The sequence below is a fragment of the Pseudomonas sp. AA-38 genome (genome assembly GCF_029457475.1).
Lineage (GTDB): Bacteria > Pseudomonadota > Gammaproteobacteria > Pseudomonadales > Pseudomonadaceae > Aquipseudomonas.
In genome coordinates this window covers 3,098,924-3,124,012 of the sequence record NZ_CP120359.1, presented here as the reverse complement: position 1 = coordinate 3,124,012, position 25,089 = coordinate 3,098,924, and the positions used below count along the sequence as shown (strand labels likewise).

At 64.1% G+C, this 25,089-nt stretch carries 23 protein-coding genes; 17 read left to right on the top strand and 6 right to left on the bottom strand.

Annotated elements, in window-relative coordinates:
* The first annotated feature begins 34 nt into the window (after positions 1 to 34).
* From PVE35_RS14310 to PVE35_RS14300, 3 genes are read left to right on the top strand one after another with little or no spacing between them, the layout of a single operon-like run.
* Complete coding sequence (locus PVE35_RS14310) at positions 35 to 562, top strand: L,D-transpeptidase (protein WP_277372180.1); 528 nt, start codon at positions 35 to 37, stop codon at positions 560 to 562.
* A gap of 11 nt (positions 563 to 573) precedes the next feature.
* Positions 574 to 1,572 (top strand): beta-N-acetylhexosaminidase, encoded by a 999-nt coding sequence (gene nagZ, locus PVE35_RS14305; RefSeq protein ID WP_277372179.1) that lies wholly within the window; start codon positions 574 to 576, stop codon positions 1,570 to 1,572.
* 5 nt (positions 1,573 to 1,577) lie between these two features.
* Positions 1,578 to 2,315 carry an S-methyl-5'-thioinosine phosphorylase gene (locus PVE35_RS14300; protein ID WP_277372178.1) on the top strand — a complete coding sequence of 246 codons (738 nt, stop codon included), beginning with the start codon at positions 1,578 to 1,580 and terminating at the stop codon, positions 2,313 to 2,315.
* Between the two features lie 58 nt (positions 2,316 to 2,373).
* On the opposite strand, the gene PVE35_RS14295 is transcribed toward PVE35_RS14300, so the two are convergent.
* Together PVE35_RS14295 and mfd are read right to left on the bottom strand one after the other, a co-directional pair.
* Positions 2,374 to 2,898: a CsiV family protein gene (locus tag PVE35_RS14295; protein WP_268183121.1), complete on the bottom strand. Its 525-nt coding sequence runs from the start codon at positions 2,896 to 2,898 to the stop codon at positions 2,374 to 2,376.
* 11 nt (positions 2,899 to 2,909) lie between these two features.
* Positions 2,910 to 6,347: a transcription-repair coupling factor gene (gene mfd / locus PVE35_RS14290; RefSeq protein ID WP_277372177.1), complete on the bottom strand. Its 3,438-nt coding sequence runs from the start codon at positions 6,345 to 6,347 to the stop codon at positions 2,910 to 2,912.
* A gap of 132 nt (positions 6,348 to 6,479) precedes the next feature.
* Between mfd and PVE35_RS14285 the strand changes: the two genes are divergently transcribed.
* From PVE35_RS14285 to sthA, 10 genes are all read left to right on the top strand, one after another.
* On the top strand, positions 6,480 to 7,946 hold the full coding sequence (locus PVE35_RS14285) for a glyceraldehyde-3-phosphate dehydrogenase (RefSeq protein WP_277372176.1): 1,467 nt from the start codon (positions 6,480 to 6,482) through the stop codon (positions 7,944 to 7,946).
* Between the two features lie 281 nt (positions 7,947 to 8,227).
* A complete protein-coding gene (locus PVE35_RS14280; RefSeq protein WP_277372175.1) occupies positions 8,228 to 9,565 on the top strand; it encodes a Na(+)-translocating NADH-quinone reductase subunit A in 1,338 nt (445 codons plus the stop codon).
* Between the two features lie 3 nt (positions 9,566 to 9,568).
* Positions 9,569 to 10,780: an NADH:ubiquinone reductase (Na(+)-transporting) subunit B gene (locus tag PVE35_RS14275; RefSeq protein ID WP_268183131.1), complete on the top strand. Its 1,212-nt coding sequence runs from the start codon at positions 9,569 to 9,571 to the stop codon at positions 10,778 to 10,780.
* Positions 10,773 to 11,561: a Na(+)-translocating NADH-quinone reductase subunit C gene (locus tag PVE35_RS14270; RefSeq protein WP_268183133.1), complete on the top strand. Its 789-nt coding sequence runs from the start codon at positions 10,773 to 10,775 to the stop codon at positions 11,559 to 11,561. The genes PVE35_RS14275 and PVE35_RS14270 overlap by 8 nt, the downstream gene beginning before the upstream one ends.
* On the top strand, positions 11,558 to 12,232 hold the full coding sequence (locus PVE35_RS14265) for an NADH:ubiquinone reductase (Na(+)-transporting) subunit D (RefSeq protein ID WP_268184253.1): 675 nt from the start codon (positions 11,558 to 11,560) through the stop codon (positions 12,230 to 12,232). Before PVE35_RS14270 ends, PVE35_RS14265 begins: the two co-directional genes overlap by 4 nt.
* Positions 12,232 to 12,840, top strand: a complete 609-nt coding sequence (gene nqrE, locus PVE35_RS14260) for an NADH:ubiquinone reductase (Na(+)-transporting) subunit E (RefSeq protein WP_268183135.1) — start codon at positions 12,232 to 12,234, stop codon at positions 12,838 to 12,840. The genes PVE35_RS14265 and nqrE overlap by 1 nt, the downstream gene beginning before the upstream one ends.
* A 15-nt stretch (positions 12,841 to 12,855) precedes the next feature.
* Entirely contained in the window at positions 12,856 to 14,079 is a 1,224-nt protein-coding gene (nqrF, locus tag PVE35_RS14255; protein ID WP_268183137.1) for an NADH:ubiquinone reductase (Na(+)-transporting) subunit F, read from the top strand.
* 104 nt (positions 14,080 to 14,183) lie between these two features.
* Positions 14,184 to 15,107 (top strand): FAD:protein FMN transferase, encoded by a 924-nt coding sequence (locus tag PVE35_RS14250; RefSeq protein ID WP_277372174.1) that lies wholly within the window; start codon positions 14,184 to 14,186, stop codon positions 15,105 to 15,107.
* Positions 15,104 to 15,334 carry a (Na+)-NQR maturation NqrM gene (gene nqrM / locus PVE35_RS14245; protein ID WP_268183140.1) on the top strand — a complete coding sequence of 77 codons (231 nt, stop codon included), beginning with the start codon at positions 15,104 to 15,106 and terminating at the stop codon, positions 15,332 to 15,334. Before PVE35_RS14250 ends, nqrM begins: the two co-directional genes overlap by 4 nt.
* Before the next feature lie 99 nt (positions 15,335 to 15,433).
* Positions 15,434 to 16,828: a Si-specific NAD(P)(+) transhydrogenase gene (gene sthA, locus PVE35_RS14240; RefSeq protein WP_268183142.1), complete on the top strand. Its 1,395-nt coding sequence runs from the start codon at positions 15,434 to 15,436 to the stop codon at positions 16,826 to 16,828.
* A 339-nt stretch (positions 16,829 to 17,167) separates the two neighbouring features.
* Here the strand turns inward: sthA and PVE35_RS14235 are convergent, their stop codons facing one another.
* The 3 genes from PVE35_RS14235 to PVE35_RS14225 are packed head-to-tail and all read right to left on the bottom strand — an operon-like array spanning position 17,168 to position 18,775.
* Positions 17,168 to 17,887: a glycerophosphodiester phosphodiesterase family protein gene (locus PVE35_RS14235; RefSeq protein WP_277372173.1), complete on the bottom strand. Its 720-nt coding sequence runs from the start codon at positions 17,885 to 17,887 to the stop codon at positions 17,168 to 17,170.
* Complete coding sequence (locus tag PVE35_RS14230; RefSeq protein WP_277372172.1) at positions 17,884 to 18,186, bottom strand: phosphodiesterase; 303 nt, start codon at positions 18,184 to 18,186, stop codon at positions 17,884 to 17,886. The genes PVE35_RS14235 and PVE35_RS14230 overlap by 4 nt, the downstream gene beginning before the upstream one ends.
* Positions 18,187 to 18,208: 22 nt before the next feature.
* Entirely contained in the window at positions 18,209 to 18,775 is a 567-nt protein-coding gene (locus PVE35_RS14225) for a PilZ domain-containing protein (protein WP_268183146.1), read from the bottom strand.
* Between the two features lie 140 nt (positions 18,776 to 18,915).
* On the opposite strand from PVE35_RS14225, the gene PVE35_RS14220 reads away from it, so the two are divergent.
* Genes PVE35_RS14220 through PVE35_RS14210 form a run of 3 tightly spaced genes read left to right on the top strand, consistent with a single transcriptional unit; the run spans position 18,916 to position 22,113 of the window.
* Complete coding sequence (locus PVE35_RS14220; protein WP_268183148.1) at positions 18,916 to 20,163, top strand: lipoprotein-releasing ABC transporter permease subunit; 1,248 nt, start codon at positions 18,916 to 18,918, stop codon at positions 20,161 to 20,163.
* 19 nt (positions 20,164 to 20,182) lie between these two features.
* Complete coding sequence (lolD, locus tag PVE35_RS14215) at positions 20,183 to 20,869, top strand: lipoprotein-releasing ABC transporter ATP-binding protein LolD (protein WP_268184257.1); 687 nt, start codon at positions 20,183 to 20,185, stop codon at positions 20,867 to 20,869.
* Entirely contained in the window at positions 20,869 to 22,113 is a 1,245-nt protein-coding gene (locus PVE35_RS14210; RefSeq protein ID WP_268183150.1) for a lipoprotein-releasing ABC transporter permease subunit, read from the top strand. Before lolD ends, PVE35_RS14210 begins: the two co-directional genes overlap by 1 nt.
* Positions 22,114 to 22,179: 66 nt before the next feature.
* Here the strand turns inward: PVE35_RS14210 and PVE35_RS14205 are convergent, their stop codons facing one another.
* Entirely contained in the window at positions 22,180 to 22,704 is a 525-nt protein-coding gene (locus tag PVE35_RS14205; RefSeq protein WP_268183152.1) for a DUF2062 domain-containing protein, read from the bottom strand.
* 95 nt (positions 22,705 to 22,799) lie between these two features.
* Between PVE35_RS14205 and PVE35_RS14200 the strand changes: the two genes are divergently transcribed.
* Entirely contained in the window at positions 22,800 to 25,025 is a 2,226-nt protein-coding gene (locus tag PVE35_RS14200; protein ID WP_277372171.1) for a DNA internalization-related competence protein ComEC/Rec2, read from the top strand.
* The last annotated feature ends 64 nt before the right edge of the window (positions 25,026 to 25,089 follow it).

Here is a 25,089-nt window from a genome sequence, read left to right as displayed (position 1 = left end):
TGCGTGGCGCAAGGCATCCGCTAAGCTAGCCGGCATGGCGGATCTCGATTTCTTGCATATCTCCCTCGCTGATCAGACACTCTGCGGCTTTGCTGGCGGGCGTCTGCTCGTGCGTTTTGCCGTTTCCACAGCGCTCAATGGCCCCGGTGAACGCAATGGCAGTGGCTGCACGCCGCGCGGCTTGCATCAGGTGCGTGCGCGTATCGGCGCCGGGCTGCCGCTGGCGGCCGTGCTGCGGGGGCGGCGCTGGACCGGGGAGGTCTGGTCACCCGAGTTGCACCAGCAGTTTCCCGGGCGCGACTGGATCCTGACTCGCATTCTCTGGCTCAGCGGTCTGGAGCCGGGGCGCAATCGCCTGGGCGAGGTGGACACCTTTCGCCGCTATATCTATCTGCACGGCACACCGGATACGGAACCCATGGGTGAGCCGTTGTCCCATGGCTGCGTGCGTATGCGTAACGCCGACATGCTGGCGCTATTCGATCGCGTGCCGTTGCACTGCCGGGTGCGCATCGACGAGGCGCCATGCCCGCAGTGGGCGGCAGATCAAGACTTTCAATAAGGAATATCCCCATGCAAGGCTCTTTGATGATGGATGTCGCCGGCACCTGGCTGACCGCCGAGGATCGCCAGATGCTGCGTCAGCCCGAGGTGGGCGGCCTGATCATCTTCGCTCGCAATATCGAATCACCGCGCCAGGTGCGCGAGTTGTGCCAGAGCATCCGCGCCGTGCGCCCGGATCTGTTGCTGGCGGTGGATCAGGAGGGTGGGCGCGTGCAGCGTCTGCGTCAGGGCTTCGTACGCTTGCCGGCGATGCGCGCCATCGCCGACAACGACAATGCCGAAACCCTCGCCGAACACTGCGGCTGGCTGATGGCCACCGAAGTGCTCGCGGTGGGGCTGGACTTGAGTTTCGCCCCGGTGCTCGACCTCGATCATCAGCGCAGTGCGGTGGTCGGTAGTCGCGCCTTCGACGGCGACCCGCAGCGTGCCGCCACGCTGGCCGGTGCCTTTATCCGCGGCATGCACCAGGCCGGCATGGCCGCCACCGGCAAGCACTTCCCGGGACATGGCTGGGCCGAGGCCGATTCCCATGTCGCCATTCCGGTCGACGAGCGCAGCCTCGATGAGATCCGTGCCTGCGACATGCAGCCGTTCCGCCTGCTCGGTGGGGCGCTGGATGCGGTGATGCCGGCGCACGTCATCTACCCCGAGGTGGATGATCAGCCCGCCGGTTTCTCACGCCGTTGGCTGCAGGACATCCTGCGTGGCGAGCTGGGCTTCGACGGGGTGATCTTCAGTGATGACCTGTCCATGGCCGGGGCGCATGTGGCCGGTGATGCCGGTCAGCGTATCGAGGCGGCGCTGAGCGCCGGTTGCGACATGGGCCTGGTGTGCAATGACCGGGCCGCCGCCGAGGTGGCGCTGAGTGCTCTGCAGCGTTTGCGGGTGCGAGCGCCCGAGCGTCTGGCGCGGATGCGTGGGCGTGGCCACGTCTGCACCGATTACCGCGCTTCGCCGTGCTGGTCGCAGGCCATGGCTGCGCTGCGCGCCGCGCAGTTGCTGGACTGACGGCGATGACCCTGCACGCCATCATCGGTGGCAGCGGGCTGACCCAGCTCGAAGGGCTGCGCATCGAGGCCGAGCTGAGCATGGAGACGCCTCATGGCACGCCATCGGCGCCGATCCTGCGTGGCGAGCTGCGTGGGCGCGCCGTGCTGTTTCTGGCTCGTCACGGCCACCCACATCGTATCCCGCCGCATCAGATCAACTATCGGGCCAATCTGTGGGCACTCAAGCAGGCCGGCGCCGAGGCGATCATCGCGGTCAATGCGGTCGGCGGCATTGCCCAGGCCATGCCGGCTGGCCACTTCTGCGTGCCGCAGCAGATCATCGATTACACCTACGGGCGCGGCCATACCTTCTTCGAGGGTGAGCTGGAGCGGGTGACCCACATCGACTTCAGCGAGCCCTATGATACGGGGCTGCGCGCCGCGCTGATCACTGCCCTGCGCAGCGAGGGCGTGGCCTTCAGTGACCATGGCGTCTATGGCTGCACCCAGGGCCCGCGCCTGGAAACGGCAGCGGAAGTCCTGCGTCTGGAGCGTGATGGCTGCGATCTGGTGGGCATGACCGGCATGCCCGAAGCGGCCTTGGCCCGTGAGCTGGAGCTGCCTTACGCTTGCCTGGCACTGGTGGTCAATCCGGCTGCCGGCAAGGCGACGGGCCTGATCACCATGGCCGATATCGAGCGCGTGCTGGAGCAGGGCATGGGCACGGTCAGGTCGGTATTGGCGCGGGTGCTGGCCGGCTGAGCCTTGGGCTATGAAAAAGGGTCGCGAAGCGGCCCTTTTCATTTACCTGCAAATGTACTCAGAGCGGGCTGATGCGGATGAGCGCGCCCAGGCTGCCGTGGTCGAGGTAGGTCAGGCTGTTGTCTTTCAGGCGCTGGCTCACCTTCATGTGTTCGCTGGCCTCGACCAGGCCGTCCGCGCTGAAGTGGTTGATCCACAGATCCAAATCCAGGTCGGTGAAGCGCTCCTGCACGAAGTTCAGCGTGCCTTCGACCGGATAGTGGCCGATCTGGCCATCGCCGCTGTTGACGGAGACGCGGCTCGGGCTGCTGCCCAGGGTCTGGCTCCAGGCCTTGTGCAGCAGGAGCTGGTAGCCGTTGCCGGGGTTGAGCTTGGCTGCTTCGCCGTTCAGCGCGGTGGAGCGTTCGCTACCGCCGATCGGCAGGGCGTCGCCAGCCCAGTCGTCCGGGGCGATCTTCGGTGCGATCACGGGTTCGCCGCCCTGGCGGAATACCAGCAGCTCGACCTGGTACAGGCGGTCGGCGAAGGCGCTCGGGGCGAGCAGGCAGAGCAGCAGGGCGATCAGGTGCAGTGGGCGCATCATGGGTGAGTCCTTCAGGTGGTGGGCGCAAGGCGCTCGAACAGGGCTTCCAGGGTGTTGAAGCGCTCTTCCGCGCGCTCCATCGGCACCTGGATCTTGAAGACGGTGGCGCCTTCAAACTTGTAGCGTTTCGGCTGGGCCTGGATCAGCTTGATCAGGGTCAGCGGGTCGACGCAGGTTTCCGCGGCGAATTCGATGCGACCACCCTGCGGGCCGGCGTCGACCTTGGTGATGCCCAGCTTGTCGGCTTGCAGCTTGAGCAGGGTCAGGCGCATCAGGTGCTTGGTCGGCTCGGGCAGCAGGCCGAAGCGGTCGATCATCTCCACCTGCAGCTCCTTCAGGCCGTCCTCGTCAGTGGCCGAGGCGATGCGTTTGTAGAGGATCAGGCGCGCATGCACGTCGGGCAGGTAGTCCTCGGGGATCAGCGCCGGTACGCGCAGGTTGATCTCCGGGCCGCCGCCCAGCGGCTGCTCGAGGTTGGGTTGTTCGCCTTTCTGGATGGCCTTGACCGCGCGCTCGAGCATTTCCATGTACAGGGTGAAACCGACAGCCTGGATCTGTCCGCTCTGGCCGTCGCCGAGCAGTTCGCCGGCGCCACGGATTTCCAGGTCGTGGGTGGCGAGAATGAAGCCGGCGCCGAGATCCTGCGCGCCAGCGATGGCCTCCAGGCGCTTCTGCGCATCTTCGGTCATGCTCTTGCGCGGCGGCGTGAGCAGGTAGGCATAGGCCTGGTGGTGGCTACGACCAACGCGACCGCGCAACTGGTGCAACTGGGCCAGGCCGAACTTGTCGGCGCGTTCGATGATGATGGTGTTGGCGCTGGGCACGTCGATGCCGGTTTCGATGATGGTCGAGGCCACCAGCACGTTGAAACGCTTGTGGTAGAAGTCGCTCATCACCTGTTCGAGATCGCGCTCGCGCATCTGCCCGTGGCCAATGCCGATGCGTGCCTCGGGCACCAGCTCGGCCAGATCGGCAGCGCATTTCTCGATGGTCTTCACATCGTTGTGCAGGTAGTACACCTGGCCGCCGCGCAGCAGTTCGCGCAGCAGCGCTTCCTTGATGGTCGGCTTGTTCTCCTCCATGACGAAGGTGCGTACCGACAGGCGTCGCGCCGGTGGCGTGGCGATGATCGACAGGTCGCGCATGCCGGCCACGGCCATGTTCAGGGTGCGTGGGATCGGCGTGGCGGTGAGGGTGAGGATGTCCACCTCGCTGCGCAGGGCCTTGAGCTGTTCCTTCTGGCGCACGCCGAAGCGGTGTTCTTCGTCGATGATCACCAGGCCCAGGTTGTGGAACTTGACGTCATCCTGCAGCAGCTTGTGGGTGCCGATGACGATGTCCACCTTGCCTTCTGCCAACTGCTGCACGGCGCCTTCGACTTCCTTGGCACTCTTGAATCGGCTCATCACTTCCACCTTCACCGGCCAGTCGGCGAAGCGGTCGCGGAAGCTGTTGTAGTGCTGCTGGGCGAGCAGGGTGGTGGGCACCAGCACGGCCACCTGCTTGCCGCTGTGTACGGCGATGAAGGCGGCGCGCATGGCCACTTCGGTCTTGCCGAAGCCGACATCGCCGCAGACCAGGCGATCCATCGGCTTGCCGGCCAGCATATCGCTGCGCACGGCGTCGATGGCGGCCTGCTGATCGGGGGTTTCCTCGAAGGGGAAGCCGGCGCTGAAGGTGGCGTAGTCCAGGGCCGGATCCTGGAAGGCGAAGCCTTCGCGGGCGGCGCGGCGGGCGTAGATGTCGAGCAGCTCGGCGGCCACGTCGCGCACCTGTTCGGCGGCCTTGCGCTTGGCCTTCTGCCAGGTTTCCGAGCCCAGGCGGTGCAAGGGCGCCAGGGCATCGTCGCTGCCGCTGTAGCGGGCGATCAGGTGCAGGCTGGCCACCGGCACGTAGAGCTTGGCCTCGTCGGCGTACTGCAGGGCGAGGAATTCGGCGGCCTGGCCGTCGAACTCCATGGTCACCAGGCCCAGGTAACGGCCGACGCCGTGATCGATATGCACCACCGGCGCGCCTTCGCGCAGCTCGGTGAGGTTCTTGATCACGTTGTCGCCGCCTTCGCGGCCTTTTTCGCGACGGCGACGCTGCATCACGCGCTGGCCGAACAGTGGATTTTCCGGGATCAGCGCCAGCTCCTCGAGCAGCAGGCCTTCGTCCAGTGGTGCGATGCAGATGTTCAGGCGCTCTTGGCTTTCGGCGAACGCTTGCCAGCCATCGACTTCCTTGGGCTTGAGCTTGAGGCGGGCGAGCAATTCCAGCAGCACCTCGCGGCGCCCGGCCGATTCGGCGCAGAACAGCACGCGGCCCTGATATTCCTCGATGAAGCTGCGCAGCGCCGCCAGCGGCTCACCGGCCTTGGCCTGGATCGCCAGGTCAGGCAGGGCGCTTGCCTCGAAACGGGTGTTGCCGACACCGGGTTCGATGTCGTCCTGGTTGACCACCACCCGTGGCCAGTTCTTCAGGCGGGCGAAGCAGTCTTCCACTGGCAGGAAAATGTCGGCCGGCGGCAGCAGCGGGCGTTCGGGGTCGACACGGCGGTCTTCATAGCGGTTGCGTGCATCCAGCCAGAATTGCTCGGCGGCTTTTTCGATGCCGGGCAGGGAGAACACCTGGGTGTCACCCGGCAGGTAGTCGAAGAGGGTGCCGGTTTCCTCGAAAAACAGCGGCAGGTAGTACTCGATGCCGGCCGGGGTGATACCGGACGACAAGTCCTGGTAGATCGGGCAGCGACGGAAATCCACGTCGAAGCGCTCGCGGAAGCGTCCGCGAAAGTCGCCGACGGCTTTCTTCTCCAGGGGAAACTCGCGCGCCGGCAGCAGGCGGATCGACTCCACCTTGTCCACCGAGCGCTGGTTTTCCGGGTCGAAGGTGCGCAGGGTCTCGATCTCGTCATCGAACAGGTCGATGCGGTAGGGCACCTCGCTGCCCATGGGGAACAGGTCGATCAGCGCGCCGCGCACGGCGAACTCGCCATGCTCGTAGACGGTATCCACGCAGCGGTAGCCGGCGGCTTCCAGGCGCGTGCGCATCTGCTCCACGTCGAGCTTCTGGCCCACATCCAGCACCAGGCTGCTGCCCAGCAGGAAGCGCTTCGGCGCCAGGCGGTGTAGGGCGGTGGCGATGGGCACTACGAGAATGCCGCGGCTCAGTTGCGGCAGGCGGTAGAGGGTGGCGATACGCTGGGAAATGATGTCCTGGTGCGGCGAGAACACATCGTAGGGCAGGGTTTCCCAGTCGGGGAAATGCAGCACCGGCAGATCCGGGGCGAAGAAGGCCAGTTCTTCCTGCAGGCGTTCGGCGCTCTGGCTGCCTTCGGTCAATACCAGGGTGAAACGCCCGGCATTGCTGGCCGCTTCGGCGATGGCCAGGGACAGGGCGGCGCCGGGCAGGTTGCCCCATTGCTGTTTGCCGGCACTGGCCGGCAGAGACGGAAGACGCAGTACGGACACGGGCGGCTCACGGTCGTGACGAAAAGACCGGGAATTGTAGCGGGGCTTGGTGGTCAATGTCAGTCGCGACAGGCGCGCATTGCTCATGCTTGCGTGCGCCGTCATAATGTAGCCCCTTTTTTCAGCCCCTACATGTGGAAGGTATTGCCCGTGACTCAGAAGCCCGACCAGTGTCTCGGTGAATGGATCGATCGTGAAGCCCTTGCCGAAGCAATGATTCCGTTGATTGGTCAGCTCTACCGCAACAACAATGTGGTGACCTCGATCTATGGCCGTGGCCTGATCAACCGTTCGGTCATCGACATCCTCAAGGCTCACCGTTTCGCCCGTCATCGCCTGGCCGACGAGACCGAGCTGTCGGTACACGACACCTTCCCCATGCTCAAGGCCATGAGCGAACTCAAGCTGGGCGCCGCCTCCGTCGATCTGGGCAAGCTGGTCGCCAAGTTCAAGGCCGAAGGCGCGGGCCGTAGCGTCGAGCAGTTCGTCAAGGACGAGCTGGCCGATGTGGTTGGCAAGCAGAACGGTTCGGCCCGTGAAGGCACCGACGTGGTGCTCTACGGCTTCGGTCGTATCGGCCGCCTGCTGGCGCGCATCCTGATCGAGAAGACCGGCGGCGGCGACGGCCTGCGCCTGCGTGCCGTGGTGGTGCGCAAGGGCGCCGACAACGACCTGGTCAAGCGCGCCAGTCTGCTGCGTCGCGATTCGGTGCATGGCAAGTTCGATGGCACCATCACCATCGACGAAGAGCACAACACCATCACCGCCAACGGCAACCTGATCCAGGTGATCTACTCCAACGACCCGGCGTCCATCGACTACACCCAGTACGGCATCAAGAATGCCCTACTGGTGGACAACACCGGCAAATGGCGTGATGCCGAAGGTCTCGGCCAGCACCTCAAGTGCCCGGGCATCGACCGCGTGGTGCTGACCGCGCCGGGCAAGGGCGCACTGAAGAACATCGTGCACGGCATCAACCACGGCGAAATCACTGCCGAGGACAAGATCATCTCCGCCGCTTCCTGCACCACCAACGCCATCGTGCCGGTGCTCAAGGCGGTTAACGATCAGTACGGCATCGTCAACGGTCACGTCGAGACCGTGCACTCCTACACCAACGACCAGAACCTGATCGACAACTTCCACAAGGGCAGTCGCCGTGGTCGTAGTGCCGCGCTGAACATGGTGATCACCGAAACCGGCGCCGCCACCGCTGCCGCCAAGGCACTGCCAGTGCTCAAGGGCAAGCTGACCGGCAACGCCATTCGCGTGCCGACGCCGAACGTGTCCATGGCCATCCTCAACCTGAACCTGGAAAAGGCCACCACTCGCGAAGAGATCAACGAGTACCTGCGCCAGATGGCCATGCACTCGGATCTGCAGAAGCAGATCGACTTCGTCAGCTCGCAGGAAGTGGTGTCCACCGACTTCGTCGGCTCACGCCATGCCGGTGTGGTCGATGCCGAGGCCACCATCGCCAACGACAACCGCGTCGTCCTGTACGTCTGGTACGACAACGAGTTCGGCTATAGCTGCCAGGTGGTGCGCGTGATGGAAGACATGGCCGGGGTCAACCCGCCTGCCTTTCCCCGCTGATCAGCGGCCAGGGTGACAGAACGGGAGCTTCGGCTCCCGTTTTTCTTTTCCGCTGGCTCGCCAGGCCAGCAGTCTGTTGCTGACTGTTACCGAAGCGCCAAAAAAACAAGCGCTTGGGTGGTCAGTGCTGGGGGGCATCTTTATAATCGAAGGGATTTTTTACCCAGGTTAGGCACCTTCGTTCATGCCAGCGGCGCGTTGGCGTGAGTGGCCCTATTGGGGTCGTCGACTGTTGCCCCTGTCCTATAAAAAGCTTTCTAAATCAGTGGTTAGGCAAACCTATGATCAAACTAAAGCATGGGCTCGATCTGCCCATAACGGGTGCGCCGACGCAGCGTATCGAGGCCGGCAGGCCCGTACGTAGCGTCGCCGTCATCGGCTTCGACTATCACGGGATGAAGCCGACGATGGAGGTGGAAGTAGGGGATCGGGTCAAGCTCGGTCAACTGCTGTTCACCGACAAGAAGACACCCGGCGTGCGCTATACCGCCCCCGCTGCCGGCGTGATCAGCGCCATTCACCGTGGTGAGCGGCGTGTGCTGCAGTCGGTGGTCATCGATGTCGAGGGCGACGAGCAGGAAACCTTCGCCCAGTACGCGGCCGACCAGCTCGAGTCGCTGAGCGACGAGCAGGTGCGCGAGAACCTGCAGCTATCCGGCCTGTGGACGGCCCTGCGTACTCGCCCGTTCAGCAAGGTGCCGGCCATCGATGCCGTGCCCAGCTCGATCTTCGTCACCGCCATTGATACGCACCCGCTGGCCGCCGATCCTGCACTGATCATCAAGGAACAGGCCGAAGCCTTCGAGCAGGGCCTGAAAGTGCTTGGCAACCTGGCCAAGGTCTTCCTGTGCAAGGCCGAAGGCGCCAGCCTGCCTGGCGAGAAGCTGGCCAAGGTACACAGCGAAGCCTTCGCCGGCCCGCACCCGGCCGGTCTGCCGGGCACCCACATTCACTTTCTCGATCCGGTCAGCGCCAGCAAGAGCGTGTGGCAGATCGGCTATCAGGACGTGATCGCCGTGGGCAAGCTGTTCACCACTGGCCAGTTGTTCGTCGAGCGTGTGGTCGCCCTGGGCGGCCCGGTAGCCGAGCAGCCGCGTCTGCTGCGCACCCGTCTGGGCGCCAATCTGGAAGAACTCACCGCTGGTGAGCTCAAGCCGGGCGTCAACCGCGTTATCTCCGGCTCGGTATTCGGCGGTCGTACCGCCCGTGGTGCCTTCGCCTTCCTCGGCCGTTACCACAATCAGGTGTCCTGCCTGGGCGAGGGCAACGAGCGCGAGATGATGCATTACCTGCGTGCCGGCGTTAACAAGCACTCGGTGCTGAACATCTTCGTGTCCAAGCTGGCCAGCGGCAAGCTGTTCGACTTCACCACCACCACCAACGGCAGCCCGCGCGCCATGGTGCCGGTGGGCAACTACGAAGCGGTGATGCCGCTGGACATCCTGCCGACGCAACTGCTGCGCTACCTGATCGTCGGTGACACCGAGATGGCGCAGAAGCTGGGTTGCCTGGAACTCGACGAAGAAGACCTGGCGCTGTGCACCTACGTGTGCGCCGGCAAGTATGAATATGGCCCGATCCTGCGGGACAACCTCACCCGCATCGAGAAGGAGGGTTAATCCGTGGGCATTCGTGCATTCCTCGACAAGATCGAGCACAACTTCGAGAAGGGCGGCAAGTACGAGAAGTGGTACGCCCTGTACGAGGCGATCGATACCTTCTTCTATCGTCCTGGCAGCGTGACCAAGACCACCGCTCACGTGCGTGATGGCATCGACCTCAAGCGCATGATGATCACCGTGTGGCTGTGCACCTTCCCGGCCATGTTCTTCGGCATGTGGAACACCGGCTACCAGGCCAACCTGATCTTCGCCCAGAGCCCCGAGCTGCTGGCCGCTCAGGAAGGCTGGCGCTTCGCCCTGATCGGCTCGCTGGCCGGTTTCGACCCGAACAGCCTGTGGGACAACTTCATCCAGGGTGCAGCCTACTTCCTGCCGGTCTACGCGGTGACCTTCATCGTCGGCGGCTTCTGGGAAGTGCTGTTCGCTTCGATCCGCAAGCATGAGGTCAACGAAGGCTTCTTCGTCACCTCCGTGCTGTTCGCCCTGATCCTGCCGCCGAGCATTCCGCTGTGGCAGGTGGCCCTGGGCATCAGCTTCGGCGTGGTGATCGGCAAGGAAGTGTTCGGCGGTACCGGCAAGAACTTCCTCAACCCGGCGCTGACCGGACGCGCCTTCCTGTTCTTCGCCTACCCGGCGCAGATGTCCGGTGACGCGGTGTGGACGGCGGTCGACGGCTTCGCCGGCGCCACCTCGCTGAGCCTGGCGGCTTCCGGCGGCATCGACAACGTGATCAACCACGGCATCACCTGGATGGACGCCTTCGTCGGCACCATTCATGGTTCGATGGGGGAGACCAGCACCCTGGCCATCGCCATCGGCGGTCTGATCCTGCTGCTGACCCGCATCGCGGCCTGGCGCATCGTCGTCGGTGTGATGTTGGGCATGATCGGCTTCAGCCTGCTGCTCAACGCCATCGGTTCGAGCACCAATCCGATGTTCGCCATGCCCTGGTACTGGCATCTGGTGGTGGGCGGCTTCGCCTTCGGCATGTTCTTCATGGCCACCGACCCGGTGTCGGCTTCCATGACCAATACCGGCAAGTGGATCTTCGGCGCCCTGATCGGCGTGATGGTGGTGCTGATCCGTGTGGTCAACCCGGCCTTCCCCGAGGGCATGATGCTGGCGATTCTGCTCGCCAACCTGTTCGCACCGCTGATCGACCACTTCGTCGTTCAAGCCAATATCAAGCGGAGGCTGGCACGTAATGTCTAGTCAAAAAGAATCCACCGTCCGCACGCTGACGGTGGCCGTGCTGGTGTGCCTGGTGTGCTCGGTGTTCGTCGCCGGCGCCGCCATCGCACTGAAGCCGACCCAGGTGGAGAATCGTCTGCTGGACAAGCAGCGCAGCATCCTCGCCATCGCCGGCCTGGGGCAGCCGGGCATGTCCTCGGCCAAGGTGAAAGAGGTGTTCGACAGCACCATCACCGCCAAGCTGGTGGATCTGGAAACGGGCAAGTTTTCCGATGCTTATGACCCGCTGACCTTCGATCCGCTGAAGGCGGCCAAGGATCCCAAGCTCTCCACCGCGCTGCCGGGCAGCAAGGATATCGCCGGGATCAAGCGCCTCGAGCGTTACAGCACCGTGTACATGGTGGAGAAGGACGGTCAGGTGCAAACCCTTATCCTGCCGGTACGCGGCTATGGTCTGTGGTCGACCCTGTACGGCTTCATCGCCATCAAGGGTGATCTCAACACCGTGGTCGGCATGGGCTTCTACCAGCATGGCGAGACCCCTGGTCTCGGCGGCGAGGTGGACAACCCGAAATGGAAGGGCCAATGGCCGGGCAAGACGCTGTTCGACGAGAACGGCAAACTGGCGGTGAAAGTGGTCAAAGGCGGTGTCGATCCGCAAAGCCCGCAAGCCGCGCATCAGGTCGATGCCCTGGCTGGTGCGACCCTGACCAGCAACGGTGTCAGTCACCTGCTGCAGTTCTGGCTCGGCCAGAACGGCTTCGGTCCGTTTATCGCTAACCTGCGTGAAGGGGAGGCCTGATCATGTCGCAGCCGACTATCAAAGAAGTCCTGCTCAACCCGGTATTCAACAACAACCCCATCGGCCTGCAGATCCTCGGGATCTGCTCGGCCCTGGCGGTCACCTCGAACCTGAAGACCGCGCTGGTGATGTCCGTTGCCCTGACGTTGGTAACGGCCTTCTCCAACCTGTTCATCTCGATGATTCGCAGCCAGATCCCCAGCTCCATCCGCATGATCGTACAAATGGTGATCATCGCATCCTTGGTGATCGTGGTGGATCAGGTGCTCAAGGCCTATGCCTTCAGCCTGTCCAAGCAGTTGTCGGTGTTCGTCGGGCTGATCATCACCAACTGCATCGTGATGGGCCGCGCAGAAGCCTTCGCCATGCAGAACCCGCCGGTGCTGTCGTTCTTCGACGGTATCGGTAACGGCCTGGGCTACAGCGCCATGCTGATCGCCCTGGGCGTGATCCGTGAGCTGTTCGGTGCTGGCAAGCTGATGGGCTACGAGGTGTTCTCGGTGGTCAACGACGGCGGCTGGTACCAGCCCAATGGCATGCTGTTGCTGCCACCGTCCGCGTTCTTCCTGATTGGTCTGTTCATCTGGGCGCTGCGTAGCTGGAAGAAGGATCAGGTCGAGAAACCGAGCTACAAGATGGCGCCTCAGGTGTCCAACAAGGAGGCCTACTAATGGAGCACTATCTCAGCCTGCTGGCCAAGGCGGTGTTCGTCGAGAACATGGCCCTGGCCTTCTTCCTCGGCATGTGTACCTTCATCGCCATCTCCAAGAAGGTGGAGACCGCGATCGGCCTGGGTATCGCCGTGGTCGTGGTTCAGGTCATCACCGTTCCGGCGAACAACCTGATCTACACCTACCTGCTCAAGGACGGCGCGTTGGCCTGGGCCGGCCTGCCACAGGTCGACCTGAGCTTCCTCGGCTTGCTCAGCTATATCGGTGTGATCGCCGCCATCGTGCAGATCCTCGAGATGCTGCTGGATAAGTACGTCCCGGCGCTGTACAACGCCCTCGGCGTGTTCCTGCCGCTGATCACCGTGAACTGCGCCATCATGGGTGGCACCCTGTTCATGGTCGAGCGTGACTACAACCTGGCGGAAAGCACCGTGTACGGCTTCGGCTCGGGTCTCTCCTGGGCGCTGGCCATTGCTGCGCTGGCGGGCATTCGCGAGAAGCTCAAGTACAGCGACGTGCCGGCTGGCCTGCAGGGGCTGGGCATCACCTTCATCACCATTGGTCTGATGTCGCTGGGCTTCATGTCCTTCTCCGGCGTGCAGCTGTAAGGAAAGGATGAACAGATGAATTATGAAATCTTCCTCGCCATCGGCATGTTCACCGCCATCGTGCTCGCGCTGGTGCTGATCATTCTCGCTGCGCGCGCCAAGCTGGTCTCCAGCGGTGACGTGAGCATCGAGATCAATGGCGAAAAAACCATCGTGGTACCGGCCGGCGGCAAGCTGCTGCAGACCCTGGCCGCCAACAACATCTTCCTGTCCTCGGCCTGTGGCGGCGGTGGCACTTGCGCCCAGTGCAAGTGCATCGTCGAATCCGGCGGCGGCGAGATGCTCTCCACCGAAGAGTCGCACTTCACCAAGCGAGAAGCTCGCGAGGGCTGGCGCCTGTCCTGCCAGACCGCGGTCAAGCAGGACATGAAGATCGAGGTGCCGGAAGAAGTCTTCGGCGTGAAAAAGTGGGAGTGCACCGTCGAGTCCAACCCCAACGTGGCCACCTTCATCAAGGAGCTGACCCTGCGTCTGCCCGAGGGTGAGAACGTCAACTTCCGCGCCGGTGGTTACGTGCAGCTGGAATGCCCGCCGCACACCGTGCATTACAAGGACTTCGACATCCAGCCCGAGTACCGTGGCGACTGGGACAAGTTCGACCAGTGGAAGTACGTGTCCAAGGTGGATGAAACCACCATCCGTGCCTACTCCATGGCCAACTACCCGGAAGAGCAGGGCATCGTCAAATTCAACATCCGTATCGCCTCGCCACCGCCGGGCAAGGATCACCTGCCGCCGGGCAAGATGTCGTCCTGGGTGTTCAGCCTCAAGCCGGGCGACAAGGTCACCGTGTACGGGCCCTTCGGTGAGTTCTTCGCCAAGGACACCGATGCCGAGATGGTCTTCATCGGCGGTGGTGCCGGCATGGCGCCGATGCGTTCGCACATCTTCGACCAGCTCAAGCGCCTCAAGTCCCAGCGCAAGATCAGCTTCTGGTATGGCGCGCGCTCGCTGCGCGAGGCCTTCTATGTCGAGGAGTACGATCAGCTGCAGGCCGAGAACCCGAACTTCCAGTGGCACCTGGCGCTGTCCGACCCGCTGCCGGAAGACAACTGGACCGGTCTCAAAGGCTTCATCCACAACGTGCTGTACGAGAACTACCTCAAGACCCACAAGGCCCCCGAGGATTGCGAGTTCTACATGTGTGGCCCACCCATGATGAACGCCGCGGTGATCAAGATGCTCACCGACCTGGGTGTCGAGCCGGAGAACATCCTCCTCGACGACTTCGGCGGTTAAGCGTGAAGTCTGCTGTATTTCAGCCCGTTATCGCTGTCGCCCTGGCGGCAGCCCTAACGGGCTGCTTGCATTCTGAGCGGATCGAAGAGTTCGGCGGCCCGACCATGGGCAGCACCTATTCGGTCAAGTACGTGCGCAGCGAAGGCGTGGCGCCGCAGGCCGAGCTCAAGGCGGCCACCGAGGCGATCCTCGCCGAGATCGACCAGCAGATGTCCACCTACCGGGATGACTCGCTGATCGAGCGCTTCAACCAGGCGCCGGCCGGCATCTGCCAGGCCATGCCCGAGGGCGTGCTGGAACTGGTACGAGCCGGCAATCGCCTGCACGAGGAAAGCCAGGGGGCCTTCGACCTGACCCTCGAACCCTTGCTCGACCTCTGGGGCTTCGGCCCGCGCGGCAAGGGCGAGGCGGTGCCGAGCGCCGAGCAACTGGCCGAGGTGCGCCAGCGTGTCGGCCAGCAGCACCTGCATATCGAAGGTGAGCAACTGTGCAAGGACGCCGACGTGCAGGTCGACTTCAACAGCATCGCTGCTGGCTATGCGGTGGATCGCATCGTCGCCCGTCTCGGCGAGCTGGGTGTCACCAGCTACCTGGTGGAGGCCACGGGTGAGCTCAAGGCCGCTGGCCTCAAGCCCGATGGCAAGCACTGGCGTATCGGCCTGGAAGCACCGCGCGACGACCAGCGTGTGGCGCAGCGCATTCTGCAACTCGATGGCTACGGTATTTCCACTTCGGGTGATTACCGCAACTATTTCGAGGAGAATGGTCAGCGTTACTCGCACACCTTCGACGCCTTGAGCGGGCGTCCCGTGCGCCACAAGCTGGCGGCTGTCACCGTGGCCGATCCATCGACCTTGCGCGCCGATGGCTTGTCTACTCTGTTGATGGTGCTCGGGCCGGAGGCCGGCATGGCCTTCGCCGAGCGTAACGGGATTGCCGCGTTCTTCGTGACGCGGGAGGACAAGGGCTTCGTCACACAAGGCACGAGCCGATTCGAGCAGCTATTCGCTGCGGGAGATGAGCAATGACTTTTCTGGTGGCATTTCTGGCCATGATCCTGGTCGTCGGCATGATGGCCATTGGCGTGATCATGGGGCGCAAACCCATCGCCGGTTCTTGCGGTGGCATCGCCAACCTGGGCATCGAGAAGGAGTGCTCGATCTGTGGTGGCAGCCGCGAGAAGTGCGAAGAGGTCAACCGCGACAAGGGCGAAGCGCCGCGTACCGACCTCGCCTACGACGCCAGCAAACGCTGAGCGCTAGCGAAGCATTGAACGATAGCCTGCCCCACTATCCGGGGCCGGCCCTGCCGAGGGTGCGCCACAAGCGCTCCGGCCTGATCTGAAGGAGTAAACATGGCGGTCTACAACTACGATGTGGTGGTGCTGGGCTCGGGCCCGGCGGGCGAGGGCGCGGCGATGAACGCGGCCAAGGCCGGGCGCAAGGTGGCCGTGGTGGACAACCGTCCGCTGGTCGGCGGCAACTGCACCCACCTGGGCACCATCCCGTCCAAGGCGCTGCGCCACTCGGTGCGGCAGATCATGCAGTTCAACACCAACCCGATGTTTCGCCAGATCGGCGAGCCGCGCTGGTTCTCCTTCCCCGACGTACTCAAGAGCGCCGAGAAGGTCATCGCCAAGCAGGTCACTTCGCGCACGGGCTACTACGCGCGCAATCGCATCGACACCTATTTCGGCACCGCCAGTTTCGCCGACGAGCAGACGGTGGAAGTGGTCTGCCTCAATGGCGTGGTGGAAAAACTGGTGGCCAAGCAGTTCGTCATCGCCACTGGCTCGCGCCCCTATCGCCCGGCCGATGTCGACTTCACCCACCCGCGCATCTACGACAGCGACACCATCCTCAGCCTCGGCCACACGCCACGCCGCCTGATCATCTACGGCGCCGGGGTGATCGGCAGCGAGTACGCCTCGATCTTCAGTGGTTTGGGGGTGCTGGTGGATCTGATCGACAACCGCGATCAGTTGCTCAGCTTCCTCGACGACGAAATCTCCGATGCGCTCAGCTATCACCTGCGCAACAACAACGTGCTGATCCGTCACAACGAGGAGTACGAGCGCATCGAGGGGCTGGAGAACGGTGTCATCCTGCACCTCAAGTCCGGCAAGAAGATCAAGGCCGATGCGCTGCTGTGGTGTAACGGCCGTACCGGCAACACCGACAAGCTGGGCCTGGAGAACATCGGTATCGCGGTCAACAGCCGTGGCCAGATCCAGGTGGACGAGTTCTACCGCACCGAGGTCAGCAACGTTTACGCCGCCGGTGACGTGATCGGCTGGCCGAGCCTGGCCAGTGCCGCCTCCGACCAGGGCCGTTCCGCTGCCGGCAGCATCGTCGACAACGGTAGCTGGCGCTTCGTCGATGACGTGCCCACCGGCATCTACACCATCCCCGAGATCAGCTCCATCGGCAAGACCGAGCGTGAGCTGACCCAGGCCAAGGTGCCCTATGAAGTGGGCAAGGCCTTCTTCAAGGGCATGGCCCGTGCGCAGATCTCGGTGGAGCCGGTGGGCATGCTGAAGATCCTCTTCCATCGCGAGACCCTGGAAGTGCTCGGCGTGCACTGCTTCGGCTATCAGGCGTCGGAGATCGTGCACATCGGCCAGGCGATCATGAACCAGAAGGGCGAGGCCAACACGGTCAAGTACTTCATCAACACCACCTTCAACTACCCGACCATGGCCGAGGCCTATCGGGTGGCGGCGTTCGACGGCCTCAACCGGCTTTTTTGAGCGGCTCCGGCCGGCGGCCTGAGCCGGTCGGGGAGGTAGGCTGGGAGCAGGCTTGCGACTGGCGCTGGCCGAATCGGGAGAGCTTCTAGCGTCTCAGGCGGCAACAACGACAAAACCGGCCTCGTGCCGGTTTTGTCGTTATGGGGCGCTGTATTCGTAGCCCGGATGCAATCCGGGAGTTTGGGTGCAGGCATCCCCGGATTGCATCCGGGCTACGTGACTGCACCCAGTTCGTAGGGTGCGCTGCGCGCACCACGGCTATCGACGGAGTCGAGCTGCTAGCTCGCTAGTGTCAGGCTACGAGCGGGGTGCTGGTGCGCATAGCGCACCCTACGAGGTTCAACCGCCCAGTGTCTGCACCGCCAGGCCAGGGAAGTCGGTAATTATGCTGTCGACGCCGAAGTCGGCCAGGCGGCGCATCAGGGCGGGTTCGTTGACTGTCCATACCGAGACGTGCAGCCCTTGCTTCTGCGCCTTGAGCAGGCGCTCGGGAGTGCACAGCGTCCAGTTCAGCGCCAGCAGGTGGCAGTCATAGTGCGCTGCCACTTTGAGCGGGTCGAGCCAGGCGTATTCGGCGACCAGGCCCAGTTGCAGGTGCGGCGTCAGTTCGCGCGCGGCCTTGAGCACCTCACGCGAGCTGGAGGTGATGGTGATGCGCTCCTTCAGGCCGTGCTGTTCGGCCAGTTCGGCAATGGCCAGCACGGTGCGCGCCGCGCGGACTTTCGAGGCGCTTTTCACCTCCAGTTGCCAATGCTCGAAGGGGCATTGCTCGAACAGCGTGCGCAGGCGCGGAATGGGGCAGGGGCGTACCCAGCCGGGGCCGCCTTGGCGGGCGTCGTAGCCTTCCAGCTCGGCGGCGTCGTGCTCGACCACCTTGCCGCGCTGGCCAGTGGTGCGCTTGAGGGTCGGGTCATGAATCACCATCAGCTCGCCGTCACGGGAGAGATGCAGATCCAGCTCACAGCGTTTGACGCCGTGCTCCAGGCAACGCTGGAAGCTGACCAGGGTGTTTTCCGGGGCTTCGCCCTTGGCGCCGCGATGGCCGTAGATGAGGGTCACTGTTGCTCCTTGGCGGGGTGGCGTGGCTGATGGTGACGTACGCTGTCGATGACGTGTTCGTACTCGAAATAGACGCTGAAATCGCGGTAGTCCCAGCGCGTGATCGGCGGCTTGCCGACCGGCGCGTGTTCTTCGTCGGCAAGGCCGAAACGCTCCAGCACCGAGCGTTGCGATTCGCCCTTGTGCGGCAGGTTCTGCGTGTCGATAGCGGCCCCCTGGCTGCCGATGGGAATGGTCAGGGTTTCGGCGAACAGCGCGCCGGATGTGAGCAGGGCGATCAACAGAACGAGGCGATGCATGCTGGGGCGTCCTCGGTGGGGGTCATTCGCGGGCCTGGCGCCGTTCCAGCGCCTGTTTCTGCAGAATGTGGCGGGCCAGCAACTGGCGCTGGGCGTCGGTCAAGGCCTCGAACTCGGTGCCGATCTCGTACTGGCCATCGGCGCGCTGGCTGCAGTGCACCACCTGCGCGCGCAGTAGCAGGCCGAGTGCCTGCGGCATCAGCACCATCTTGATTGCCAGATGGCTGCCGGGCGAGATGGGGTTCAGGTTGTTGAAGCTGATACCACCCTCGGACAGCGACACGCGCCGAGCCGAGCCGATGTCACGCAACAGGCTCTGGGCCATGGCCTGGCCGAGCAGGTCGATGCGCTTGTTGATCACCTTGAGGTAGTTGGCCAGGGTGCGGTCGCGCTCGCTGATATGGCGCAGCAGGTGCTGCGACTCGAAGTCCAGCAGGTGCAGGTCGCTGAGCAGGTTGAACAGCGGAGAGGCATCGTGAAGCACGTCGCTGGACTGGGCTTCGGCACCGGAAAGCAGGTTGAATTCCAGTGCGATCGTATCCTCGATACGGTAGTATTCGCGGCGATCATCTACATCGTTGGTCGACATGGCGAACCCATGGCAGCAGTGGTGGTCAGAGAACTCGTTGACGATCCGGCCAGGGCCAGGTTCGCACTGGTTCTGAGTGTAAGGCCGCTGCTCGGGCCCCGCCACAAGGACGTTCCTCTTTCCCCCGAATCCTCCTCGACATGTTCAAACCTCTGTTCGTCTTCATCGGTACGCGCTACACACGAGCCAAACGCCGTAACCACTTCGTTTCCTTCATTTCCCTGACCTCCATGCTCGGCCTTGCCCTGGGGGTGATGGTGATGATCCTGGTGCTGTCGGTGATGAATGGCTTCGACCACGAGATGCGTACCCGGGTGCTGGGCATGATCCCGCATGCCACGGTCGAATCGGCCACGCCGGTGAGCGACTGGCCGGCGCTGGAGCGCCAGGTCAGGCAGAATCCACGGGTGCTGGCGGTGGCGCCCTTCACCCAGATGCAGGGCCTGCTGACCCATGAGGGCAAGGTGCAGAAGGTGCTGATCAACGCCATCGACCCGGAGCAGGAGCACAAGGTGTCGATCATCGACGACTTCCTGCGCCAGGGCGATCTGGCGAGCCTGGCGCCCGGTGAGTTCGCCATGATCATCGGTGACAAGGCCGCGGCCAAACTGGGCGTGAAGGTCGGCGACAAGGTCACCTTCGTCGCCCCCGAGGTCACCGTGACCCCGGCCGGCATGTTCCCGCGTCTGAAGCGCTTCACCATCCGCGGCATCTTCCATGTCGGTGCTGGCGAGATCGACGGTGGCCTGGCCCTGGCCAACATCAGCGACCTGGCGCGCCTGCAGCGCTGGCAGGCGGATCAGGTGCAGGGTCTGCGCCTGAAGTTCGATGACCTGTTCCAGGCGCCGCGTGCCGCCTGGGAAATCGCCCAGCGCCTGGATGGCGACTTCTACGCCCGCGACTGGACGCGCACCCATGGCAACCTGTACCAGGCCATCCGCATGGAGAAGACCATGATCGGCCTGCTGCTGCTGCTGATCGTCGCCGTGGCCGCCTTCAATATCATCTCCACCCTGGTGATGGTGGTGAACGACAAGAAGGGCGATATCGCCATTCTGCGTACCCTGGGCGCCACGCCACGGCAGATCATGGCCATCTTCATGGTACAGGGCACGGTGATCGGCGTGGTCGGCACCCTGATCGGTGCCGTGCTGGGCATTCTCGCCGCGCTCAACGTCAGCGCCCTGATCGCCAGCATCGAGCACTTGTTGGGGATCAAGTTCCTCAATGCCGACGTGTACTTCATCGATTACCTGCCGTCGCAACTGCAGAGCGTCGACGTCATCATGGTCTGCAGCGCCGCCTTGTTCCTGAGTTTCTTCGCCACCCTGTATCCCGCCTGGCGCGCTTCGCGTACCCAGCCCGCCGAGGCCCTGCGTTATGAGTGAATCCATGAAGCCGAACGCCATGAAACAGCACAATGCCGTGCTCAGTTGCCGCAATCTGAGCAAGCGTTACGACGAGGGCCCCGAGTCGGTGGTGGTGCTCGACGGCCTGGAGCTGGAACTCTTTCCGGGCGAGCGGGTGGCCATCGTCGGCAGCTCCGGCTCCGGCAAGAGCACCTTGCTGAACATGCTCGGTGGCCTGGATACGCCCAGCGAAGGCAGCGTGTGGCTGGCCGGCGAGCAGCTTTCCGCGCTCAGCGAAACCGCCCGTGGCCTGCTGCGCAACCGTGCACTGGGCTTCGTCTACCAGTTCCACCATCTGCTGGCCGAATTCACCGCCCTGGAAAATGCCTGCATGCCGCTGCTGATCGGCAAGACGCCGATCCCTGAGGCGCGCGAGCGCGCCACCGCGTTGCTGCAGCGGGTCGGCCTCGGTCATCGTCTCGATCACAAGCCGGCCGAGCTGTCCGGTGGCGAGCGTCAGCGCGTGGCCATCGCCCGCGCCCTGGTCAACCGGCCGGGCCTGGTACTGCTCGACGAGCCTACCGGCAACCTCGACCAGCACACCGCCGAAGGCATCCAGGAGCTGATGCGCGAGCTCAGCCAGGATTCCAATACCGCCTTTCTGGTGGTGACCCACGACATGCAGCTAGCGCGGCAGATGGATCGCGTGCTGAGCCTGCAGGACGGCAAGCTGGTGGCCATCTGATGTTCCGTCCGCTGAGTCTGTTCATCGGCACCCGCTATACGCGGGCCAAGCGCCGTAATCACTTCATCTCCTTCATTTCGCTGACCTCGATGATCGGCCTGGCGCTTGGCGTGCTGGCGATGATCGTGGTGCTGTCGGTGATGAATGGTTTCCAGAAGGAAATGAGCACGCGCATCCTCGGCATGGTGCCGCACGCCATGCTCTATGGGGCCGAGCCGGTGGCCGACTGGCGTGCCCTGGCCGCCAAGGCCATGGCCAACCCGCAGGTCGTGGCTGCGGCCCCTTATGCCGAGTTGGAGGGCATGCTCTCGCACCGTGGTGTGATGCAGCCGATCCAGATTCATGGCATCGACCCGGCCGAGGAGGCCAAGGTGTCGATCCTGCCCGAGCATATCCGCCAGGGCAGCCTGAACAATCTGCAGCCTGGTGAGTTCGGCGTGGTCATCGGCGACATCACCGCGCGCCGCTTCGGCCTGCAGGTGGGCGACAAGCTGACCCTGATCATCCCCGAACTGAGCAACGCCCCGGGTGGCGTCACGCCACGCATGCAGCGCCTGAACGTGGCGGCGATCTTCAAGGTGGGGGCCGAGCTGGACAGTTCGCTGGCGCTGATCAACGTCGCCGATGCCGCCGCCATGCAGCGCCTGCCGGAGGGCACGGTGCCGGGCATCCGCCTGGCGCTGAAGGATCTATACCAGGCGCCGCAGGTGTCCAAGGCCCTGGTGGCCGAGCTGGGCGCCGGCTACCGCGCCGACGACTGGACGCACACCCAGGGCAGCCTGTTCAGCGCGATGAAGATGGAGAAGACCATGATCGGCCTGCTGCTGCTGCTGATCGTCGCGGTGGCGGCCTTCAACATCATCGCCACGCTGATCATGGTGGTGTCCGACAAGGGCGGTGACATCGCCATCCTGCGCACCCTGGGCGCCACGCCGCGGCAGATCATGGCCATCTTCATGGTGCAGGGTTCGGTGATCGGCCTGGTTGGTACCCTGATCGGCGCGGTGCTGGGCGTGCTCGCGGCACTCAATGTCAGCGCCCTGGTGGCTTGGCTGGAGTCTTTCGCCGGTGAGCGGGTGCTCAGCTCCGACGTCTACTTCATCAACAGCTTGCCGTCGGATCTACAATGGCTGGACGTGGCGCTGATCTGCTCGGCGGCGCTGATCCTCAGCTTCCTGGCCACGCTCTATCCCTCCTGGCGTGCGGCCCAGGTACAACCAGCCGAGGCGTTGCGCTACGAGTGAAGCGGCAAGCTGCAAGCCACAAGCTGCAAGTGGATGGTGCTTTACTTGTCGCTTGAAGCTTGCCGTTTATAGCTGCTTTTGCCTGCTCTGCTGGCGCTTGCGCCAGCTACGCTGTACCCACCAGCGCCAGTAGAGCATGGTCAGGCAGTAGCCGAGCAGGGCCAGTACCACGGCGGTGACGAAGGAACCCAGGTACAGGGGTTTCCATAGCGTGCTCAGCTCGGCGGTGAACCATTCCAGGCTTAGCTGCGAGGGCATGCGTATCGGCGGTGTATTGCTCAGCCAGGCACCCAGCTTGTAGCTGCAATAGAACACCGGCGGCATGGTGATGGGGTTGGTCAGCCAGACCAGGCCAATGGAAATCGGCAGGTTGGCGCGCAAGGGTATGGCCACGGCGGCAGCCGCGACCATTTGCAGTGGCATGGGGATCATCGCCCAGAACAGGCCGATGGCCATGGCGCGCGCCACGCTGTGGCGATTGAGGTGCCAGAGATTGGGGTCGTGCATCAGCGTGCCAAGAAAACGCAGGGACTTGTTGGCCTTGATGCTTTCGGGCGAGGGCATGTAGCGTTTGAATAGGCGGCGCGGCATGAAGGGTCTCTGACAATCACGAGCCGCGTCATTATGCCCGGACTCAGGGACGTTGGTCTGAAGATATTGTGACCACTTGCCACGAGGGAATGGCGATGCGTGCAGGGATGCTGGCGTTGGCTGCTGGATTGCTGGCCTTGTCCTTTCTACCGACCTTGCCGTCGGCGCAACTGCTGCTGGTGGCGGCCGCTGTCGGCGCTGTGCTGCTGTTTTCCCGCCTTTATCCATTGGGTTTCTTCCTGCTAGGCCTGGCCTGGGCCTGCACCTCGGCGCAATGGGCCCTGGATGACCGCCTGGCACCCGAGCTCGATGGCCGTACCCTGTGGCTCGAAGGGCGGGTGGTCGGGCTGCCGGAGGTGGGCGAGGGCGTGGTGCGCTTCCAGCTCGAAGGGGCCACATCCCGACGCGCAACATTGCCTCAGCGCATACGCCTGGCCTGGTATGGCGGGCCGCAACTGCATGCCGGTGAGCGTTGGCGCCTGGCGGTGAATCTCAAGCATCCGCAGGGGCTGGTCAACCCGCAGGGCTTCGATTACGAAGCCTGGTTGCTGGCCCAGCGTATCGGTGCCACCGGAACCATCAAGGCCGGGCGACGCCTGAGCCCGGCGCAGGGCCTGAGCAGTTGGCGTGATGCTCTGCGCCAGAGGTTGCTGGCCATGCCGGCAATGGGCCGCGAGGGTGGCCTGGCGGCGCTGGTGCTGGGCGATGGCTCCGGGCTCAGCACGGCGGACTGGCGCCTCTTGCAGCACACCGGCACGGTGCACCTGATGGTCATTTCCGGGCAGCACATCGCCTTGCTGGCCGGTTTCCTGTATGCCCTGGTGGCCGGCCTGGCGCGCCTGGGCTGGTGGCCCAGGCGCCTGCCCTGGCTGCCTTGCGCCTGTCTGCTGGCGCTGGCCGGCGCCTTGTTCTATGGACTGCTGGCGGGGTTTGAGGTGCCGGTCAGGCGCGCCTGCGTGATGGTGGCTATGGTGCTGCTATGGCGTCTGCGTTTTCGTCATCTGGGAGCGGGTTGGCCGCTGCTGATCGCCTTGTTGCTGGTGCTGATCCTCGAACCCCTGGCGACGTTACAGCCGGGTTTCTGGTTGTCGTTCGCGGCGGTGGCGCTGCTGGCGTTGGTGTTCGGCGGTCGCCTTGGGCGCTGGGGCTGGTGGCAGGGCCTGACGCGCGCGCAATGGACCATGGCCGTCGGCCTGCTGCCGATGATGCTGGCGCTGGGGCTGCCGGTGAGCATCAGCGGGCCGCTGGCCAATCTGCTCGCGGTGCCCTGGGTGAGCCTGCTGGTGGTGCCTCTGGCGTTGCTTGGCACCTTGCTGTTACCAATCCCCGTCGTGGGCAGCGGGCTGCTGTGGTTGGCCGGGGCTACGCTGCACCTGCTGTTCGTCATGCTTGGCTGGATCGCCGCCTGGTTGCCGGCCTGGCTGCCCAGCAGCCTGCCCTGGTGGGCCTGGAGCATGGCACTGCTCGGGGCGCTGTTGATGCTCCTACCGGCGGGGATTCCCCTGCGTTTGCCGGGTATCGCATTGCTCCTGCCGGCGTTGCTGTTGCCAGTGGACAAGCCGGCCCCTGGGCGGGCGGAGGTCTGGTTGTTCGATGTCGGCCAGGGCCTTTCTGTACTGGTGCGCACCCGTGAGCACCGCCTGCTTTACGATGCCGGGCCTCGTTTCGGTGATTTCGATATCGGCGAGCGGGTGGTGCTGCCCTCGTTGCGCGCACTCAATGTCTCGCGTCTCGATCTGCTGCTGCTCAGTCATGCCGACAGCGATCATGCCGGTGGCGCCGAGGCGATCCTGGCCGGCCTGCCAGTGGCGCGCCTGCTCAGTGGCGAGCCCCTGCGCCGCCCGCTGCCCAGGCCGGCCGAGTCCTGCCAGAGTGGTGAGCACTGGCAATGGGACGGCGTGCGCTTCGCGACCTGGCAGTGGGCGCAGGGCGAGACGGGCAACCAGCGTTCATGCGTGCTGTTGATCGAGGCGCAGGGGGAGCGTCTGCTGCTGACCGGCGATATCGACGCAGCCGCCGAGTCGGCGCTGCTGGCCAGTGACCTGTCGCGCCCGGTGCACTGGCTGCTGGCGCCACACCATGGCAGTCGCAGCTCATCGAGCCAGGCTCTGGTCGAAGGTCTGGCTCCACGACATGCCTTGATCGTGCGTGGGCGCCACAATCATTTCGGCCACCCGCACCCTCAGGTGCTGGCGCGCTACCGACAGATTGGCGCACAGGTGCACGACACGGCCCTCAGCGGCGCCTTGCGCTTGACCCTGGGCGAGCACGACGGGGTACGCGGCGAGCGGGAAAAGCGTCGCTTCTGGCGGGGAAAATGAGAACGGCGGCGGTCTGCGCGGCCGCACCCTATGCTAGAGTGGCGCGACTTTTTCGAGGGGGATT